The sequence below is a fragment of the Martinezella tropici genome, from assembly GCF_008370325.1.
Classification (GTDB): Bacteria; Pseudomonadota; Alphaproteobacteria; order Rhizobiales; family Rhizobiaceae; genus Rhizobium; species Rhizobium tropici_B.
This window is the reverse complement of sequence record NZ_VNIP01000001.1, coordinates 127,908-146,358: the sequence shown is the minus strand read 5'-3', so window position 1 is coordinate 146,358 and position 18,451 is coordinate 127,908. Positions and strand designations below refer to the sequence as shown.

General features: G+C 60.1%; 14 protein-coding genes. 7 read left to right on the top strand and 7 right to left on the bottom strand.

The window, feature by feature from the left end:
• Positions 1-40: 40 nt before the first annotated feature.
• From FP026_RS00700 to FP026_RS00680, 5 genes are all read right to left on the bottom strand, one after another.
• Positions 41-1,270: an extracellular solute-binding protein gene (locus FP026_RS00700; RefSeq protein WP_149632734.1), complete on the bottom strand. Its 1,230-nt coding sequence runs from the start codon at positions 1,268-1,270 to the stop codon at positions 41-43.
• Positions 1,271-1,306: 36 nt separating this feature from the next.
• Positions 1,307-2,164 carry a carbohydrate ABC transporter permease gene (locus FP026_RS00695; RefSeq protein WP_149632733.1) on the bottom strand — a complete coding sequence of 286 codons (858 nt, stop codon included), beginning with the start codon at positions 2,162-2,164 and terminating at the stop codon, positions 1,307-1,309.
• Positions 2,161-3,045 (bottom strand): carbohydrate ABC transporter permease, encoded by an 885-nt coding sequence (locus tag FP026_RS00690; RefSeq protein WP_149632732.1) that lies wholly within the window; start codon positions 3,043-3,045, stop codon positions 2,161-2,163. The genes FP026_RS00695 and FP026_RS00690 overlap by 4 nt, the downstream gene beginning before the upstream one ends.
• Before the next feature lie 13 nt (positions 3,046-3,058).
• Complete coding sequence (locus FP026_RS00685) at positions 3,059-4,216, bottom strand: Gfo/Idh/MocA family protein (protein WP_149632731.1); 1,158 nt, start codon at positions 4,214-4,216, stop codon at positions 3,059-3,061.
• A gap of 196 nt (positions 4,217-4,412) precedes the next feature.
• Complete coding sequence (locus tag FP026_RS00680) at positions 4,413-4,745, bottom strand: hypothetical protein (protein ID WP_149632730.1); 333 nt, start codon at positions 4,743-4,745, stop codon at positions 4,413-4,415.
• Positions 4,746-5,002: 257 nt separating this feature from the next.
• Between FP026_RS00680 and FP026_RS00675 the strand changes: the two genes are divergently transcribed.
• Complete coding sequence (locus FP026_RS00675; RefSeq protein WP_188112460.1) at positions 5,003-5,869, top strand: glycosyltransferase family 25 protein; 867 nt, start codon at positions 5,003-5,005, stop codon at positions 5,867-5,869.
• Between the two features lie 40 nt (positions 5,870-5,909).
• Here FP026_RS00675 and FP026_RS00670 read toward each other — a convergent pair whose 3' ends face one another.
• Together FP026_RS00670 and FP026_RS00665 are read right to left on the bottom strand one after the other, a co-directional pair.
• The gene (locus FP026_RS00670) at positions 5,910-7,892 is read right to left on the bottom strand and encodes a polysaccharide biosynthesis protein (protein ID WP_149632729.1); all 1,983 of its coding nucleotides are present in this window, start codon (positions 7,890-7,892) and stop codon (positions 5,910-5,912) included.
• A 212-nt stretch (positions 7,893-8,104) separates the two neighbouring features.
• Positions 8,105-9,775: a GumC family protein gene (locus FP026_RS00665; RefSeq protein ID WP_149632728.1), complete on the bottom strand. Its 1,671-nt coding sequence runs from the start codon at positions 9,773-9,775 to the stop codon at positions 8,105-8,107.
• Positions 9,776-9,967: 192 nt separating this feature from the next.
• Here FP026_RS00665 and FP026_RS00660 point away from each other — a divergent pair, with 192 nt between their 5' ends.
• The 6 genes from FP026_RS00660 (at position 9,968) to FP026_RS00635 (ending at position 18,276) form a co-directional block, all read left to right on the top strand.
• On the top strand, positions 9,968-11,050 hold the full coding sequence (locus FP026_RS00660) for a glycoside hydrolase family 5 protein (RefSeq protein WP_149632727.1): 1,083 nt from the start codon (positions 9,968-9,970) through the stop codon (positions 11,048-11,050).
• A gap of 105 nt (positions 11,051-11,155) precedes the next feature.
• Complete coding sequence (locus FP026_RS00655; RefSeq protein ID WP_149632726.1) at positions 11,156-12,400, top strand: hypothetical protein; 1,245 nt, start codon at positions 11,156-11,158, stop codon at positions 12,398-12,400.
• Between the two features lie 38 nt (positions 12,401-12,438).
• Positions 12,439-13,464: an acyltransferase family protein gene (locus tag FP026_RS00650; protein WP_149632725.1), complete on the top strand. Its 1,026-nt coding sequence runs from the start codon at positions 12,439-12,441 to the stop codon at positions 13,462-13,464.
• A 212-nt stretch (positions 13,465-13,676) separates the two neighbouring features.
• Positions 13,677-14,561 (top strand): formyltetrahydrofolate deformylase, encoded by an 885-nt coding sequence (gene purU, locus FP026_RS00645; protein WP_149632724.1) that lies wholly within the window; start codon positions 13,677-13,679, stop codon positions 14,559-14,561.
• Between the two features lie 100 nt (positions 14,562-14,661).
• A complete protein-coding gene (locus FP026_RS00640; RefSeq protein ID WP_149632723.1) occupies positions 14,662-15,213 on the top strand; it encodes a hypothetical protein in 552 nt (183 codons plus the stop codon).
• Positions 15,214-15,348: 135 nt separating this feature from the next.
• Positions 15,349-18,276, top strand: coding sequence for an aminotransferase (locus tag FP026_RS00635; RefSeq protein ID WP_149632722.1), 2,928 nt, complete (start codon positions 15,349-15,351; stop codon positions 18,274-18,276).
• Positions 18,277-18,451 lie beyond the last annotated feature (175 nt).

Below are 18,451 nucleotides of genomic sequence, written 5' to 3'. Positions count from 1 at the left end.
AGGCCGCGCGAAAAACGCGCGGCCCGGCGACTTGCAGATTTTACTTATACTGCTCGAGATCCGCAGCCGCCTTTTTCAAGGCGTCCGCCGGCTGAGCCTTGCCGGTTACGACCGACTGGACCATCTCGATCATGACATTCTGGAAGCCCTTATAGTCCTTGAACAGCGGCTCGGGACCACCATAGGCGATGCCATCGATGAACGGCTTCCAAGACGGATCCTTCTTGACGAACTCGTCAACCATCGGAGACGGGCGCAGCGGCGTGAGGCCGGCACCGCCCTGGAGTTCGTATTCGCCCTGCGGGCCGGGAGACGTGATGAACTTGGCGAATTCGATCGCCTTGTCCTCGACGCCGCTGCCCTTGAAGACGGCCAGGCTGTCGGTGATGAGCAGCGTGCCCTGGCCCTTGGCCGAAGGGCCGAGCGGCAGCGGCGCGACGCCCCAGTTGATCTTCGTTTCCTTCAGACGATACGCGGCACCCGAACCCGCCTGGAGCATGCCGACCTTGCCGTCCAGGAAGATGGCGCGCATTTCGTTCTGCTCGTAGGCCGTGGGGCCCTCGACGGAGTAAGGCGTAATGTCCTTATAGGCCTGAAGGGCAGCCAGCACTTCCGGGCTGTCGAGAACGATCTTGTCACCGTCGATGACCTTGCCATTGTTGGTGTAAACCCAGTGCAGGAACTGATGCATGGTGTTGTCGAAGGTCTTGGCCGACAGGCCATAGCCGGGGGTGCCGGTCTTTTCCTTGATCGTCTTGGCGTCGGCGATTTCCTCGGCCCAGGTGGTCGGCGGCTTTTCCGGATCGAGACCTGCCTGCTTGAACAGGTCCTTATTCCAGTAGAGTGCCTTGGTCGAGAAGGCGATCGGTGTGCCCCATTGCTGACCATCGATAGTAACAGTATCGACGATGCCCGGATAATAGGTCTTCTTTTCGTCATCCGTCATCGGGATCGGAACGATCAGATCGTTTTCCGCGAACTGCTTGAGCGTGCGCGAACCGACATAGGCCATGCCGACCGGCGTGCCTGCTGCAGCCAGTGTTGTCGCCTTATCCTGGCACAATTCCCAGCCGACGAGTTCTGGCTTGACGGTCCAGCCCGGATTCTTGTCTTCCCACTGCTTGATGTACTTCACATGGATCGGATCGATGCTGTCACCGCAATAGATCCAGCTGATCTCCTTGTCGGCAGCTTGGGCGTTCACGGCGCCAAGTGCGCTGGAGCCGAGCAAAGCAAAGGCAAGAAGCCCTGTCTTGAAATGGAATGTCACGTTTAAGCTCCCGTTCTCTCTGGTGGTTGATTTGTTTTATTGCTTCACCGCGCCGGCGGTCAGACCGCTGACGAGATACCGTTGCAGGAAGAAGATCACGACCAGAGCCGGCGCGATGCCGACGAAACTTGCGGCCATGAGTTCGTTCCAGACGACCTCCTGCCGGCCGAAATAGGCAAACAGCCCAACCGGCAGCGGCATGTATTCCGTCTTTGAATTGAAGGTAAGCGCATAGATGAACTGCTGCGCATAGGCCTCGATGAACGAGGAAATCGCCACCACGATGATACCAGGCATGGCGATCGGCAGGATGACGCGGCGCAGGGTGTAGAACTGGCTTGCACCGTCCACATAGGCCGCTTCATCCAGTTCGCGCGGAATGCGCCTGATATAGGTATGCAGCAGCCAGATGCCGGTCGGGATGATGAAGGCGACGCCCGGCACGATCATGGCGAAATAGGTATTGAGCACGCCGAAGGAGCGCATGAGCCGGAACAGCGGAATCAGCAGTACGGCGCCGGAGAACATCTTGACAGCGAGAAAAGCGCCGAGCAGCAAGCCGGCGCCCTTGAATTCGAAACGTGCGAAGGCATAGGCCGCCGGCACCACAAGGATCAGCACGATGATGGTGATCGTGCCGGAAATCAGAAACGAGTTGAAAATGTACCAGCCGAAGCCCGGAACGCTGGTCCACATCGTCCGATAGGCCGTGAACGAACCGTTTTCCGGAATGAAATGGTAGGGCGACGAGAATAGCCGGCTGAGCGGCTTCAGCGACACCAGGAACCCTTCGATGAAGGGTGCCAGCACGAAAATCAGGAACAGCAGGATTCCGGCATAGATGCCGATGATCTCGTACCATTTGTAGCGATTGATCATGGCGGGCTGGCTCATCGCTTGGCTCCTACGGAAAAGCGGCTGGTCAGGCGGAAATAGGCGAGGCAGAAGAGCGACAGGAAAATGCAGATCAACACGGCGCGCGCGGCACCCTCACCATATTTGTAGGAACCGATCGCGGTGCGATAGGTGTCGATGATCATCGTCGTCGTCTCGCCGTTCGGGCCGCCACGGGTCAGGATCCAGATGATGTCGAAGGAATTGAAGGTCGAGATCAGCGACAACATCGACATGGTGACGAGTGAAGGCACCAGCAGCGGCAGGGTGATGCGGCGAAAACGATAGAAGCGGCCGGCACCGTCGGTCCAGGCGGCTTCATAGAGATCGTGCGGGACAGCCTGCATCGCCGCCAGCATATAAAGCGTGACCATCGGCACGCCGATCCAGACGTCGGTGACGATCGTCGCCCAGAAGGCCGAGCTGCCATAGGCCAGGAATGCGACCGGGCTGTCGACGATGCCGAAACGCTGCAGCAGGCCTGAAATCATGCCGAACTGGCCATTATACATCCAGCCCCACATGAAGATGCCGATGGCCATCGGCACGATCCAGGGCGGCATGGTCAGGATCCGGAAAAGCGCCCTGCCCGGAACCGCCGAATTCAGCAATGACGCGCCCAAGGTGCCGATGATCATCTTGATCGACACGGAAAAGAACGTCCAGATGAAGGTGCGGACGATGACCGACGCGAATGTTTCGTTGAAGATCTTGCCGTAGTTCTCGAAACCGACCCAATTCGTCACCTTCTTCAACGACGCATCGGTGAAGGACAGGATGACGGTGTCCACCAGCGGATAGGCGACGATGACGGTGACATAGAGAAGAGCCGGAAGAAGCAGGATCCAGGCGAAGATGACTGTGCTGCGTTGAACACCCATCTTGCGCCCCTCCTCAGGCGGCTCTTGAATAGAGCGCTTCGTCGAACTCGTCCCAGATCGGTCGAAGATCCACGACGGCCTTCTTCATGCGCGCCTCGTCCATCGAGAGCGCCAGAATGCCCGCTTCCAGCGCATTCAGCGTCGAAACCGGCAGATGCTGCCCAGATTTGACATGCGCGATGATATCGGCGGCCATCTGCTCGTCGGCGCCATAATGCTGCGAAAGCGTGGTGGCCGCGTAGGTCTTTTCGATCACCTTCTTACCCGTAAGCATCTCATGGACATTGAAATAACCGCGAATGAAATCGCCTTCCGCCATACCGCGCGAGCCCATGATGGCAAAGCGGCGGAACTGATCCGGCACGTTCAGATTGGTGTGAAAGTTCATGCCGACGCCATTGGCATATTCAACGATCGCCACCTGGTAGTCGATGATGTCGCCGTCACTGTCGAAGACCTTGTCCGACCCCATCCAGCCGCTCGGCTTGCGATGGAAAAGCTCGAGATCGTTGATGCCTTCCCTTGCGGGATCGTTTTCCGGGATGAAACTCTTGCGGCCGCCGAAGCTTGCGACCCTCTCCGGTCGCGCACCGACCACGCCATTATAAAGATCGAGGTCGTGGCAGCATTTCTCCAGCATGAAACTGCCGGAATAGTGCTCGTAGCGGCGCCAGTCTCGCATGAAGAAGGCGCCATGATAGGGCTCGATGTGCTCGGCGGCCTCGATGGAAACGACATGGCCGAGCTTTCCCTCGGCCTGCGCGACCAACAGATCGCGGTACATCGGCGAATAGCGCAGCACGAGACCGACCATCAGCCGCTCATGCCCGAACTTCGCCATCAGGTGGGCAAGCTCGATACTGTCCTTGATTGTCGTGACGATTGGCTTTTCGCAAAAAATCTTGAGGCCGGCCTCGAGGCCGATGCGGATGTGATCGAGATGCATGTGGTTGGGCGAACCGATCATCAGCAGATCAATTTTCTCGTTGGCAATCAGCTCCTGAGGCGTCGCATAGGCCTTTCCGGCTGATATGCCCTGCTCGAGCAAACCGGGCAGGCCAGCGGGTTCCGGATCGACATATCCGGCAATCTCGAAGCTTTCGTCGATCGCCTTGAAGACATAGCCCAGATATCCCAGGCGGAATCCCAGCCCTATGATTCCCACTCGCATGCTTTTATGTTCCCATTACGTAATTTATTTTCGTAAGCTTGGGGCAAATTTTCGCATTCGTCAACGACGTTCGCGCATTTACTCCAAAACATGAAATTCATTTTCAGTTTATCGCCTAAAAAAGCGCAGCCCTTCAAGGATGAGGCTGCGCGCGATTTGACTGGATTGCTGCTTATTTCGGCAGAGCCGGACGCTATTATCTGTCCGGGCCGTTATATTGCCAGTATTGATAGTTCGGTTTTCTTGTGCTGCTGGAAATCACGCCATCCTGGTCGCAGACGTAACCGAGGCGCGGAAGGCTCCGGTAAAACAGGCCTTCGCGGAAATAATCCGAATGCAAGGTGGTCGTGCGGCATTGAAATTTCTCGTCAGCCGCCATTTTTGGCGCAGTTACGCCCGGCAGGTTCTTGTAAGGATAGACGGGAGCTACATATGGCTTCGGGAGAAGCGGGTTCTCGGCAAAGGCAGGCATAGGCATGAGACCCGCCAGAAGCAGCGCAGCAATGGCGATTTTCGATTTGGTCAACATGACTTACGACGATCCTTTACCCATACGAATGCAACACTTCAGCGCCCCGTGGTCTGAATATAATGACGCCGCTGTTGCGCGCCAACACGCCGCCCGTCGAAATCGTGTTCAAATGATCGTTCGGGCGCCGACGGAAACTCGTTCACGCTACGTTACACCAAATAAAATGCTTTTATCCACGAATACAACATGGGCGTGCAGCCGGCATTTGCGACAAGTCATAAGCATGTTATATAGTAGTAGAAATGTCTTCTTAGTTGCTGTCGCCACGATTTCTGTTTGCAGGAGTAACAGTCATTCTCGAACAGATTAATCGTATCCCTCGCCTTGTCGACCCTGACATTGCTGACGAAGCCGCTCAGCAGCTTCGCATCTATGTCATCAACCTCGACCGGTCGCGCGAGCGTTGGGAGCGCCTATGCAGCCAGGCGGTGGAATACGACCTGGACATCACGCGTATTCCGGCCGTCGACGGTCGCGCGATCGCGGAGCGCGATCGCATCGATTTCCATCCGAAGTCGTTCATCTATCACAATGGCCGCAAGCTTCTGCCCGGCGAATACGGCTGCTATCGCAGCCATCTGCTTGCTTTGGAGCAGTTTGTCGCCAGCGGCGACAAGATGGCCATCATCATGGAAGATGACGTCGAGCTCAATGAGCGGCTGATCCCACGCGCGATCGCAGCCATGGAAAGCGTTCAAGGGGCGCGCCTCGTCAAGCTCGTCAACCATCGCCTCGTCGGCTTCAAAGCGATCTGCGAAACTACCGAAAACGATGTCGTCGGCCGCTGCATGCACGGCCCGCAGGGGTCGGCTGCCTGCTATGTCGTCAACCGCAAGGCCGCCAAGAAGCTGCTAACGACGCTGAAGCCCATGCTTCTTCCTTATGACGTCGCCCTTGAGCGCGGCTGGTCGACCGGCGTGGAAACCTTCACGACATTTGAAAATCTTGTCGACTTCAGCCCGCACCGCGCCGCCACCACCATCGGCAAGCGCGTTCACTATCGCGCCGTCAAGCGGCATTTCCTGTTGCGGCTGACGGCGCATTGGTTCCGTACATGCGACCAGATGCGCCGCTGGCGCTACGCCGTCAAGGAAGCAGCGGCGAGCTTGAGCGAACGCTGAGCTTGATAGAACCGCCGCCGTTCAATTCCTCAAACTGCATCTATAGCTGCGCGACATTGTCGAGATTCGGCTGATCGACCGTCAAGTCCGTCTCGCGCTCCCGATAAACGAGATCGACCACTTCGCTGCTGGGCGCATAGCCGGAGACGAGCTTCTGCAGCAGCGCTCTGGCAAGGGGGATGTCGTTTTTCTCCAGCGCCGCCTCCAGCGCTGCAAGCCGCTTCGACAGCTCCGGCCAGGGCAGGAAATCTTCCTTCGCCTGCATGATGCGCGGATGGGTGGTCGGTTGCGGGTTATCGCCGATCAGAAGTTCCTCATAGAGCTTTTCGCCAGGCCTCAAGCCGGTGATTTCCAACTCGATGTCGCCTTCCGGCTCATCCGCATCCCGCACGGTCAGACCGGACAATTCCACCATGCGCCGGGCGAGATCGGCAATGCGCACGGGCTCACCCATGTCGAGCAGGAAGACGTCGCCGCCCGCCGACATCGCGCCTGCCTGGATGACCAGCTGCGATGCCTCGGGGATGGTCATGAAGTAACGGGTGATATCGGGATGGGTCAGCGTGATCGGCCCGCCATCGCGAATCTGCTGGCGAAACAGCGGCACGACCGAACCGGAGGAGCCCAGCACGTTGCCGAAGCGCACCATGGCGAAATTGGTGCTGTCGGTACCCGGTTTGCGATCGGCATTCATCGCCTGCAGCACCATTTCCGCCAGGCGCTTGCTCGCGCCCATGATATTGGTCGGACGCACTGCCTTGTCGGTGCTGATGAGGACGAAACTCTCGACGCCATGATCGCGGGCGGCTTCGGCCGCTATCAGCGTTCCCAGCACATTGTTGCGGATACCCTCGACGGGATTGTACTCGACGAGCGGCACGTGCTTGTAAGCGGCGGCATGATACACAGTCTTCGGCCGCCATGCTTCCATGATCTGCCTGAGTCGCTGGCCGTCCCTGACGGAGGCAAGAAAGGGGATGATGCGTACATCGGCATGGCCGGCGGAGGCTGCCGATTTCTCCAGCTCGCCGTGAATGGCATAGAGGGCGAATTCGCTCTGTTCCACCAGCAAGAGCGAGGACGGCTCGTTCTTCAGGATCTGACGGCAGAGCTCGCCGCCGATCGAGCCGCCGGCTCCGGTCACCATGACCACCTTGCCGCGTATGTTCTTCTCGATCAGGGCGCGGTCGGGGGCGATCACATTGCGGCCGAGCAGGTCCTCGATATCCAGTTCGCGCAGATCCGAGACCGCAACACGACCCTGGGCGAGCGCGGTCAGATCGGGCATGGTCCTGACGGTCACGCGCGCCTTTCGCATGCTTTCGAGGATTTCATTGCGCCGTTGCCGCGTGGCATTCGGCAAGGCAAGCAGCACGCCCTTGATATCGCCCGAGACCACGAGCCCCGATAGATCGGCTGGAGCGTAGATCGGCAGGCCGCCCATGATGCTGCCATGCAGGTTGCGGTCGTCATCGAGATAGCCGACGACATTCAGCTCGGCGCTATTGGCAAGCGCGCCCGTAAGCTGCCGTCCCGAAGCGCCGGCGCCGTAGACCAGAACCTTGGCAAGCTGATTGCGATTGAGGAGCCGCTGATAGGCATTGCCGAGCCAGTAGCGCGTCCACATGCGCGACAGGCCGATTGCGATCAGTAGCAGCAGCGGCTGCAATATGCCGACCGTGCGCGGCACGCCCGGCACGCTGATCGCGGTAAAAATCGTCATGAAGGCGAGCGCATAGATCGCGACCGCCTTGACGACGGTCACGAAAGCCGAAAGGCCCGCATATCGGAAAATGGCGCGATAAAGGCCAAGGACGATGAAGATCGGTATGGCGACGAGCAGGGAGACGATGGCCGGCAGCCATTCGACGCCTTCAAGAATGACCCAATCGTCGAGACGCAGACAATAGGCGAACCAGACCGTGAGCACGCAAAGGCTGGCATCGACCAGCAGCGCCAGCGCACGCTTGGTCGAGCGCGGCAGCGCCAGAAATGGCAAAACGAGTTTATCAGCGGGCACCATCGGTCAGTTTTCCTCGGCGCCAGTCATCGGAGTAGCGCACCGCTTTTCTCGCATAGATTGTCTCACAAAGTACCATACGACCCCTAATGACTGTATCGCGCGTCTATTCGCAAGATCCAATCATTCCCAGAGCCGATTTACATTTAGAACAGCCGGCGCGCAATTGCATCCCCGATCCTGAAGAAGCCCTGGCGCAAAAGGCGGAAAAGAGCTCATTTGCCGAAATAGCCGCGGATGACGGGGTGCCGAAACAGGCCGAGGAGGATGGCAAAAGCCATGCCGAGGCCCGCACCGAACATCGCGCCGGCGATCAGGCCCGCGACCATCATCACCTTCCGGCTAGGCCCATCCGCCTTCAGCGGCGGTTCGGCCTCTGAGATCACGCGAATATTGCTTTGCGACAAATCCTGGGCGTCGCCGGCCTGGCCGGACCGCTTCAAGAGCGATTCATAGAGATCGCGGGCAGCAGTCGCTTTGCGCTGCAGCTCGTTCAGGCCGACCAGCTTGCCCGATGTGTTGACTTGCGAGGCTTTCTGTACCGCAAGTTCCTTGGCGATATCCTGCTCGGCCTTCTGCGACTGTTCGTAGTCGGCGCGGGCCGAGGTCATCTGCCGCTGCAACTCGGCCCGGATTTCCACGCCAAGGCTTTCCAGGGAGGATTTGGCGGCGAGCAGGCGCGGATGACGGGCGCCAAGCTGGCTTTGAAGGCTGCCGACATTGGCGGCTAGCGCCGCATATTGCTGCCGCAGGCTGCTCAATGCGTTCGACGTCGCCCCGGAGGAAGGATTGTTGGAAACCACATCCTCGAAGCTCAACTTGCCGGCCGAGTCGGCACGGGCTTTCGCCTCGATCGTCTTCTGCTGGGCGGTGACCAGCATGTCGTTCAGCGCGGTCAGGCGCTTGTCGGAAATCAGATTGCCTTCGACAGCCACCATGTCATTGTCGGCACGATAGGTTTCGACGGCTTTCTCGGCTGATAGTACCTGCCGGCGCAGATCGTCGAGACGGGAGTCCAGCGCGGTATTGCTGCTCTTGTAGCTGTTCGACGCGGCCTTGCTCTCTTCTTCCATGAAGGAAGCCACGAGCTGGTTGGCAATTCTGGCCGATTTTTGCGGATCGCCGGTCGTCACCTTCGCTGTTACGACATAGGTGCTTGCCTCGCGGGCGATCTGCACGGCTTTCGCGAGCGCGGCGGCCGCGACATATTTCGCCGCCTCGCCGCTGGCGCCGCCATCGAACTGCGGATCCTGATCGAGCTTCAACGCATCGACGACCCGGCCGAGCACCTTGCCCGAAGACAGGATCTGCGTCTGGCTGTCGATCATCGTCGTGATCAATTCCGGCGCCGTGGGAGCCTGCTGGGCGGAATCGGAAGCGCCGACCGGGCGCGGATCGAAGTAGAGACTGGTTTCAGCCGTAAATTTCTGAGGTATCAGCGGAATGATGGCCGCGCCCAGCACGGCGCCGGCGCCGGCGAGGGCAAGGACCACGAGCTTCTTCGCCCAGATTGAGGCAATGGCCGAGCGCAGATCGAGCAACGGCACATCAGCCATCGCTGCGGGCACCGGCGGTGCGGCGGCACTCGGCGGCGTGGCAATTGTGGCGGCTTCCACTACCGGGGCAACGGCGGCAACCGGCTCGGCCGCGGGCTGCGGTCTTGCATCGGGCTGAAATTCGCGCGGCGGCGGCTCGCTCTTGCCTGCGCCATGTGTCGCCGTGTCGATCGGCCGAACAGCCGCGGCGGGCTCGACGCCGGAAACGAAGTCGCGCGGACGCAGCACCGGGCTGCGCGAACGCAGGCCCTGACGGTATCCGTCAGACGGCTCGATGCCGCGCCAACCCGAAAGTTGGTCCGATCGCTTGTTTCGTTCCATGGAGCTCATGCCAGGCTTTCTACGCTCCGCAGACCTGTTGCGCCCAGCGGATGCAAGGAGTTTAGAAATGTTTGGCTAACGGAACATTAAGGACACTCGGAGGAAGTCGAGGCAGCGGCAACGGCTGCGCCTCTCATTCATCATTGTTCAACGGGACCAGCCTTATGAAAACAGCGCCTTCACCGCCAACAGGAGCGTGCAATGACCGGACCGATGACGAGATTGCTGCATCGTGCGCTTGCCGCGGCGGTGGCCATTGCGTCCATTGTCGCGCAAGCCGATGATGGCTTTGCCGCCTCGCAGCTCTGTTATCGCGGCATCAATCTTTCCGGCGCCGAATATGGCGACCGCGACGGGGCGCTCGGCATCAACTATACATATGCCTCGGAAGAGACCGTGCGCTATTTCGCGAACAAGGGCATGAATATCGTGCGCCTGCCCTTCCGCTGGGAGCGCCTGCAGCCGGTGCTGGGGCAGCCTTTCGACGGCGCGGAGCTGCAGCGGCTGAAGGATGCCGTCGATCTCATCCAGAAGCATGGCATGGCCGTGCTCCTCGATCCGCACAATTTCGGCTATTACGACAAGACCCAGCTGACGCAGGCGCCTGCGACGGATCTTGCCTTCGGTGACTTCTGGGCACGGCTGGCGATCGAATTCGCCAACCGCAAGGGCGTCCTCTTCGGCCTGATGAACGAGCCGCACGACATCAAGGCGCCCGACTGGCTGGAGGCGGCCAATGCGGCCATCCGCAGCATCCGCACCGTCGGCGCGCGCAACCTTATTCTCGTGCCCGGCACGAACTGGACGGGGGCGCATAGCTGGTCTGCCGACGTTCTGGGCGGCGGTGCCAATGGCACGGTCATGCTCGGCATCAAGGACCCGCTCGATTTCTACGCCTTCGAATTCCATCAATATCTCGATGCCGACAGCTCCGGCACACACACCGCCTGCGACGGCAGCGACAGTGCGCAAAAGGGATTGCTTGATGTCACGGACTGGCTGCGCAAGAATGGCAAGCGCGGCTTTCTCGGCGAATTCGGCGTGCCAGGCACCCAGCCATGCCTCGACGGGCTGAAGGCCGTCTTCGGCATCATGGCTGATAATAGCGATGCGTGGCTCGGCTGGAGCTATTGGGCTGCGGGCGAGTGGTGGCCGGCGGAGGAACCATTGAACGTGCAGCCGCGCAACGGCAAGGACCGGCCGCAGATGAAGACGATCACGGCCGCCATTGGCAAGAAGGCGCCCCTGGCGCCGAGCTGCACGGTCGTGAAGCCGGCGGGCTGATCGACGGTGAGAACCCGCGGCGCAAGCAGGCGGTTGGCGCTTTGTCGCGAATCATGAGACTGCTATCGTTGCGCCGGCCAAAGCATGCGGCAGCCCGGACAACAGATGAGAAGTCTTTCCGATAAACAGCGCATCGATTATCCGATCCTGGCGATCACGCTGTTTTCGGTGCTCTACAACTGCATCCTCGCCTATATCAACCACAACATCATGCCGCTTTCGGTCTCGCATGTCGTGCTCTGCGAAGGCCTGATGATGATCTCCAGCGTGGCTTTCATTCTGAAAAAGGGGATCTACGAGGAAGATCTGCCGATCGTCCTTTTTCTCGTCTTCACGCTGGTCATCACCATCTACATCACCGTTTTCAATCGCCTGACCTTTATCGACCAGTTCCGCAACATCCTGATCATCTTCTGTTTTGCCGGCATCGGCAGCTGGGCGAGCGAGCGAACGGTCAGGCTTGCCTTCCGGATCGCCTGCGCGGCGGTGCTGCTGTTCCTTGTCTGCGAAGTCGTCAGCACGCCCTTCTATGTCAGCCTGTTCCATCCCGGCGAATATTTCGAGAACACGCGCGGGATCAAGCAGGCGAGCTTCAACTCGACCGGCCTCTTTGCCAATGCGCTCGGTTTCCAGGGCCGCTTCTCCTTCGGCCTCATCGATCACCGCTCGTCCTCGATCTTCCTGGAGCAGGTGTCGCTCGCCAATTTCTGCGGCGTCATCGTCATCTACCTGCTCTCCTTCTGGCCGAAGCTCGCCCTGCTCGAAAAAGCCCTGTTCATCTCGACGGTGCTTTTGATCCTGCTCACCAACGATACCCGCACGATGTTGATCTTCTCCTGCGTCAGCATCGCGGGTTATTTTCTGTTTCCGAAGATCCCGAAGGCTTTCAGCCTTATCCTGATGCCGGTCATCATCCTGGTCGGCTTCTTCGTGCATTTCATGAAGCCGGACGAGGTCGGCGACAATTTCACCGGGCGCGTCGGGGTCACGATCAAGAAGATGCTGGAGCTCGATATCCAGTCAGTGCTCGGCCTGTCGATCTCGCGTATCGGCGAATTCGCCGACAGCGGCTACGTCTATCTTATCTACGGATCGACGATCTTCGGCCTGATCGTCTTCTGGCTCTTCGTCTGCCTCTATCCCGCGGGAAGGACGGCAGCGCAAAGACGCTGCGCGCATTCACTCTCTCTTTTCATTTTTCTGAATATGATGATCGGCGGTACGGCAATCTTTTCCATCAAGATCGCCGGACTGCTCTGGCTGCTCGTCGGTTACATGCGTGTTTCCGACAGACCGCGCGCCGTTCGGACGCAGTCGGAGACCCTAAACGAAAGCAGAGTGCCGGGCTGACCAGACATCATGTCGGCACCGGCCGCGTGAGGATCGGGATGCTTGTTCAGCTGCAGTATCTGCGTGCCATCGCTGCACTCATGGTCGTCTATTTTCATTCGGTGCTGCAGGTGCCGAAGGTCGATCCTGGCTTCCAGACGGTTTTCCATCTCTTCGGCGAGACCGGCGTCGACATATTCTTCGTGCTCAGTGGCTTCGTCATGTGGCTGACCACGGCCGGGCGTGAAATCCGTCCGCTGGATTTCTACCGGCGCCGCATTCAGCGCATCGTGCCGCTCTATTGGCTGGCGACGCTGTTTGCCGCCAGCGTGGCGCTGGTGGCTCCGACGCTGCTGAAGTCGACGGTCTTCGATCTTCCGCATCTCATCGCCTCCCTCTTCTTCCTTCCATGGCGCAATCCGGCCGATCCAACGCTGACCGTCCCCGTCGTCGTGCCGGGATGGACGCTGAACTACGAGATGTTCTTCTATCTCGTCTTCGGCCTGCTGCTGCTCGTGCGCGAAAAATGGCGCTTTGCCGCGCTGTTTGCCGCGATGACCGCGATCATCGTCGTCTGCCGTGTCCTCCCTGGCGATACGACCGCCGCCAAATTCTATAGCGATCCGATCATCTACGAGTTTCTGGCGGGCGTGCTTCTCGCCAAGCTCTATCTCGACAAAATCCTCTTGCCGCAGGCCGTCGCCTGGCCGGCGCTAGTGATGGGATTCTCGTTCCTGCTCATCAACGAAACGCTCTGCGATGCCAGCATGCGCGCCTACATGTGGGGCATCCCGGCCGTCGTTATCCTGTACTCGGCCGTCTCTATCGACTTCTCGAAGCTCCCGGTCATCGCCACGCTGAATTATCTGGGGGATGCCTCCTACAGTATCTATATCACCCACGCCTTCACGCTCGCATTGCTGCGTGTCGTTTGCGTCCACCTAAATATCGACATTCTGGCAAACGCGCCAGTCTTCGTCACCGGCTGTATCCTCTGCTCGGCGATCGGCGGCGCCATCGTCCACGAGCTGACGACGCTCAGCCGCTGGCGAAAATGGAGACGGAAGCGCGCAGTCGCCGCGTGACTATCGTCCTATCAAATTCGCGCTCCCTATGAGATTCGCGCCGTCTTCTCTCGGGACGACGGGGATACGCGGCTGGACGGCGCAATGGGAACGGAATTTTCCGCCGCCTGTCATAAGCTTTGCCCCACGTTCGGATCGGGGACACTTTTCCCTGCCGGCCGATTGCGATAAGCGAGCGGGCGAAGATTAAGCCGCTTTACGAGGGAAGAGACATGACGAGCTATGTATTGACAGTGACGTGCAAGTCGACGCGGGGGATCGTCGCGGCGATCTCGAATTACCTGGCCGAGCAGGGCTGCAACATCGTCGATTCCAGCCAGTTCGACGATCTCGATACCGGCATGTTCTTCATGCGCGTCTCCTTCATCTCCGAAGAAGGCGTCGGCGGACCGGCACTCGCCGAAGGCTTCAAGCCGATCGCCGAGAAGTTCGCCATGGTTTCAGAAATCCACGATGCCAAGAAGCGCATGAAGGTGCTGCTCATGGTCTCGCGCTTCGGCCATTGCCTCAACGATCTGCTCTATCGCTGGAAGATCGGTGCCTTGCCGATCGACATCGTCGGCGTCGTCTCCAACCATTTCGATTACCAGAAGGTCGTCGTCAATCACGACATCCCCTTCCACCACATCAAGGTGACGAAGGACAACAAGCCGCAGGCCGAAGCCCAGCTCCTGGATCTGGTCGAACAGACCGGCACCGAGCTCGTCGTGCTCGCCCGCTACATGCAGGTTCTGTCGGATGCGCTGTGCCGGAAGATGTCGGGCCGCATCATCAACATCCACCATTCCTTCCTGCCGTCCTTCAAGGGCGCCAACCCTTACAAGCAGGCCTATGAGCGCGGCGTGAAGCTGATCGGCGCGACAGCGCATTATGTGACGGCCGATCTCGACGAGGGTCCGATCATCGAGCAGGACACGGCGCGCATCACGCATGCACAATCGGCCGACGATTACGTCTCGATCGGCCGCGACGTGGAGAGCCAGGTGCTGGCCCGCGCCATCCATGCGCATATCCACTTCCGCACCTTCCTCAACGGCAACCGCACCGTCGTCTTCCCGGCAAGCCCGGGATCCTATGCATCCGAGCGCATGGGGTGAGGCGCGAGCGCGCAATCGCAGCTGGCTCCCTTTTCTTTTTGCCCCGAAGCACGATTTGATACCGCCGGTATCGAATCGTCCCGGAGATCAAGGAGAGGACATGTCATTCCATCGCAATGGAACGCTGCTGCTGGCGGCGTTCCTCCTGTGGGCTCCGGCATCTCATGCTGCGACCGAAGAGCAGGACCCCTCCAAGATCGATCTCGCCAAGCTGATCGAATGCACGACCTATGACGTGCCGAGCTACAACGAATTCGCCCTATGGCTGACCGGGCCGGAAAGCGCCAAGGCCATGAAGCTATTCGGCATCAGCGAACTGCCGTCAGACAATCCCTTTCTGCGGGAATTCCAGCTTTCAGCACCCTTGACCGTCTTCGGACGGCAGACGAGCAGGATTGCCTTCGCCTCCACCGGGCCGCTCGCCGTGCTCGACGAAGCCGATCCGCATGCCCTGGCGAAACAGCTCGGCGTGACGGCTGCTGTCGACCGGCCGAACAAGTTCCTCGGTGAAAAGGAAATCCTGTCGCGCAAGGACCAGCAGGAAAATTCCGACACCGTGCTTCACACCCGCATCTCATTGAACGTCTCGACCGATGAGGCTCATCCGGGCAAGACGCTCGCCGGTTGCAGCTATTCCATCGAGGTCGAGTAGGCGATCATGCCTGGCCGGCTGCATTCGGCGGCCTATCTTTCCGCTCATTGCGCGACCACCCTATCTGTTTTGGGTAATTTTCTTTAAGATGGAATGGTTTAGTGTCGATGCAAATGAACCGTCCGGGGGGATGCCATGGCCGACGCCGCGCTTGTGAATCGTATGCAACTGCCGAGACCGGACGTGACGCCCGAGGAAGCAGCGGAAATCCTGTATGCGCATTACGGCTTGAGCGGGGCACTGACGGAGCTCGGCAGCCAGCAGGATCGCAACTACCGTATCGATGCCGGCGACAATGCCTATGTGCTGAAGATTTGCCGGGCTGAATATGAGCTGGTCGAGCTTGAGGCGCAGAATGCCGCTATCCGCCACCTGCATGCCAAACCGGATTCCCCGCGCGTGCCCGAGATCGTGCCGGCGCTGAACGGCCGCGACATCCTGACCATCACCCTCCGAGAGCAGGATTACCTCGTCCGGCTGCTCGGCTTTCTCCCCGGCCAGACGCTGACGCGGCGCAAGCATCTGCCGCCGGCTTCAGCCGCCGGGCTCGGCGCGCTCTCGGCCCGGCTTGCCCGCGATCTCGCCGATTTCGATCATCCCGGCCTTCACCGAAGCCTGCAGTGGGATCTGCGCCGCGCAGGACCCGTGGCGGTTCAGCTCCTGTCGGCCATTACGGACCATGAAGCGCGCGACCGCATCGCCAAGGCGATGGTGGCCGCCGTCAAGCGCATCCAGCCGCTTGCAGGCGATCTACGCGTCCAGCCCGTGCATCATGACGTCACCGACGACAATGTCGTCAGCCATCCCGATGCACATGGGCAGCTTGTGCCCGATGGCGTCATCGATTTCGGCGACATCATTCAGGGCTGGCTGGTGGGCGATCTTGCCGTGACCTGCGCATCGCTGTTGCATCATGCGGAAGGCAATCCCTTCCATATCCTTCCAGCCATCAAGGCCTACCATGCCATCTACCCGCTGGAAGAGGTCGAGGCCAAGGCGCTGTGGCCGCTGATCGTCGCGCGCGCCGTCATCCTAGCCGCCAGCACCGAACAGCAGCTCGCCATCGACCCGGACAATGACTATGTGCGCGGCAACCTGGATTTCGAACGCGAGATTTTCGATGTCGCGACCGGGGCACAGCCTGACGTGATGGAGGCCGCAATCCTACGGACGATCGGCTTCGGCGTCGCCCCGATCGCCATGGAAAGCTGGTCGCCGCTGCTGCCCGACATCGATCCATCGCAGATCGCCGCGATCGATCTTTCCGTCACCGGGTCGGATTTCGCCGACGGCAACTGGCAAAAGCCCGACATGGATTGGCGGCTACTTGCCCAGACGGCAATGACATCAGGCACAGCCGCAACCCGCTATGGCGAATTCCGCCTGTCCCTCGCCGCTCCGCTCAACATGGCGCCGCCGCAGAATTTCGCCCTGCATTGCGATATCTGCCTGCCGGCCGGCGCTACAGTTGCGGCCCCCTTTTCCGGCCTTCTGCAACGGCAGGGGCACCACCTCGTGCTCGCCGGCGAAGACATGAGCCTTCATCTGGACGGCGTCGAAAGCACTCTCGAGGATGGAGCGGCTGTCGAACAAGGCGCGACAGTCGGCACGATCGGCAGCGAGGGTTCGGCGATCGGAGGATTGCGCGTGCAGCTTTGCCGCGTGCCCAATCTCGTACCGCCGCTTTTTGCGGCAGCGGATCAGGCGGACGGCTGGTCGGCGATCTGCCCTTCGCCCGCGGCCCTTCTCAACGCCGCCTGCGAAGCGCCGAGACCGGATGCATCCGCGCTGCTGTCATTGCGCAATGCCCGCTTCGCCAAACCGCAGAAGCACTATTACGAGCTGCCGCCGCAGATCGAACGCGGCTGGCGCGAATTCCTGTTCGACACGCAGGGGCGCTGCTACCTTGACATGGTCAACAACGTGACGATCCTTGGCCATGCTCATCCGCGGCTGACGGAGGCGATCGCGCAGCAGTGGTCGCGGCTCAACACCAACTCCCGTTTCCATTATGCCGCCGTCGCCGAATTTTCGGAGCGGCTGGCGACGCTCGCTCCGGAAGGGCTTGACTGCGTCTTCCTCGTCAACAGCGGCTCGGAAGCAAACGATCTCGCGATCCGCCTTGCCTGGGCGCACACGGCCAAGAGGAACATGCTTTGCCTGCTGGAGGCCTATCACGGCTGGACTGTCGCGAGCGACGCCGTCTCCACCTCGATTGCCGACAATCCGCGGGCGCTGACGACACGGCCGGACTGGGTGCATCCCGTCCTGTCGCCCAATACCTATCGCGGCCCATTCCGCGGCCCCGATTCTGCGCAAGGCTACCTCAACGACGTCGAGGCGAAACTGAAAGCCATCGACGATAAGGGCGACGGCCTCGCCGGCTTCGTCGCGGAATCGGTCTACGGCAATGCCGGTGGTGTCGCATTGCCGCATGGCTATCTTGCCGGCGTCTATGACGCCGTCCGACAACGCGGCGGTCTTTGCATTGCCGACGAAGTACAGGTTGGCTACGGGCGGCTCGGCGAGCACTTCTGGGGCTTCGAAACGCAAGGCGTCGTGCCTGATATCATCACCATTGCCAAGGGCATGGGCAACGGCCATCCGCTCGGCGCCGTCATTACCCGTCGAGAGATTGCCGATTCGCTGGAGAAGGAAGGCTATTTCTTCTCCTCCGCCGGCGGCAGTCCGGTCAGCTGCGTCGTCGGCCTGACCGTTCTCGATGTCCTCAAGGACGAGAACCTGCAGGAAAACGCCCGTGTCATCGGCGACCGGCTGAAGGCGGGGCTGATCGCTTTGATGGATCGTTTCCCGCTGATCGGCGCCGTCCATGGCACGGGGCTATATCTCGGTGTGGAATTCGTCCGCGACCGGGAGACACTGGCGCCGGCCACGGAAGAGACGGCTGCGATCTGCGAACGCCTGCTCGACCTTGGGGTCATCATGCAGCCGACCGGCGATCACCTGAATGTGTTGAAGATCAAACCGCCGCTCTGCCTTGCGCCGGAGAGCGCCGATTTCTTCGTGAAAGCCCTGGAGACGGCGCTCGCGGACGGTTTTTGATACGCCCTGGAGCGCCGTTAACCATTGAGGTGTTTTAGCGGCGCACGAATTTTAATGCCGCAGGGGCATTGTCGAATCTCGCGCCAGTTCCTATCTGTCTGTCGGTGATCGGCGAGCCATACCGACACGGGTAGCAATGCGAAGGCATTTAACACAACCTTCCCCGCAACCCGCC